The 1,787-nt window shown below is 61.7% G+C and carries 1 protein-coding gene and 1 pseudogene; both read right to left on the reverse strand.

What is annotated here, in order from left to right; translation table 11 throughout:
- Nucleotides 1–836 (reverse strand): annotated as a pseudogene (locus tag EN893_RS32310) (hypothetical protein); the annotation flags it as partial.
- A 154-nt stretch (nucleotides 837–990) separates the two neighbouring features.
- On the reverse strand, nucleotides 991–1,787 hold a 797-nt coding region (locus tag EN893_RS32315; RefSeq protein ID WP_128362108.1), incomplete at its 5' end, for an elongation factor Tu.

Here is a 1,787-nt window from a genome sequence, read left to right on the forward strand (position 1 = left end):
GTCAACACGCCTACAGCGTCCGTGCTGGTGACCAGCTTCATCGCCAGCATGTCGTCGAGGGCGATCTGGTGGATTTCGCTGGCCGGGGTGCCCTTCATCGTTTCGAGCATGCTTTGTTCGATGCCCATCTGTTTCAGGTAGGCCGCCAGCTTTTTCTCAACCGCCTTGCTCATCTCGTAGGTCTTGTAGCTGCCGGCGTTCTTGCGGCTGACGATCTTTGTGTTGAGGATCTTCTTCTTGCCTCCCACGACGCGATAGGTGGTCCGGTATTGCAATTTCGTACGGATGTAGGTCGTGGTGATCTGATGGACGCCGAGATAGGCCCATTCGCCGGCCACCCGCCTGATACCGCCGGCAAACATCAGAGGACAGGCGGAATTGCACATGGCGCCATAGTCGATGACATCGCCGAAGTAGCGGGCGTCACGGCCCTGGCAGCCCTTCGCATCGGGCTGGCAGCTGGAAAACACCGTCTTGCCGATGGCGATATCGAACTTGTTCTTGCGGATCAGCCGGCCAAGCGTCAGCGCCGCCTCGACATTGCCGCCGGGAGAATCGACGACAACAGGCAGTTTCCGCCCACCAAGCGTCTTCAGCATGCGTTTGAAGAGTGCCGGCGTGCCGGCTTCTATCGAGCCCTCGGCCGATATCCATTCCGGGCAGATCGGCTCGCACCCCGGTGCGTTGCTGCGAACGATGCCGAACCGCATCGTCGGCCCAAGATCCGGCGCCGCATCCGCCGCAAAGGCTCCCGGGCCTGCGGCAAGCAATGCGAGCAGCCAGGTCAGAGCCAGCGGCCACAATGCCCGACGATGGAAAAACCGCCTTGGAACCATTTGAAAAAAGCCCCTCGATGCAACCTATACTAGTCGAGGCCCGGAGCCTTGCAACAGGGTTCGGCCGACTGGGCCGCAACCGATAGCCTCGCAAAAGAAAAGGGCGGCCCGAAGACCGCCCTTTTCTTGTCGATCCGGCGAATGCCGGGCTCGATTATTCCTTGATGGTGACGACGATGCCGGCACCGACGGTGCGGCCGCCTTCACGGATAGCGAAGCGCAGCTTCTCCTCCATGGCAATCGGCACGATCAGCTCGACATCGACCGTGATGTTGTCGCCCGGCATCACCATTTCGGTGCCTTCCGGCAGCGACACGATGCCGGTCACGTCGGTCGTGCGGAAGTAGAACTGCGGACGGTAGTTGGTGAAGAACGGCGTGTGACGGCCACCTTCATCCTTGGTCAGGATGTAGGCTTCGGCCACGAACTTCTTGTGCGGCTTCACCGTGCCCGGCTTGGCCAGAACCTGGCCGCGCTCGACACCTTCACGATCAACGCCGCGCAGCAGCGCGCCGATGTTGTCGCCGGCCTGGCCCTGATCGAGCAGCTTGCGGAACATCTCGACGCCCGTGCAGGTCGTCTTGGTCGTCGGACGGATGCCGATGATCTCCAGCTCCTCGCCGACCTTGACCACGCCGCGCTCGACGCGGCCGGTCACGACCGTGCCGCGGCCCGAGATCGAGAACACGTCTTCGATCGGCATCAGGAACGGCTTGTCGAGCGGACGAACCGGCGTCGGAATGTAGGCATCGACCGCAGCCATCAGCTCGCGGATCGCGTCTTCACCGATCTTCTTGTCGGAATCTTCCAGCGCAGCCAGAGCCGAACCCTTGACGATCGGAATGTCGTCGCCGGGGAACTCGTTCTTGGTCAGAAGCTCGCGAACCTCGAGCTCGACCAATTCGAGCAGCTCGGCGTCGTCGACCTGGTCGACCTTGTTCAGGAACACCA

The sequence above is a fragment of the Mesorhizobium sp. M7A.F.Ca.CA.004.04.2.1 genome (assembly GCF_004022825.1).
GTDB lineage: Bacteria > Pseudomonadota > Alphaproteobacteria > Rhizobiales > Rhizobiaceae > Mesorhizobium.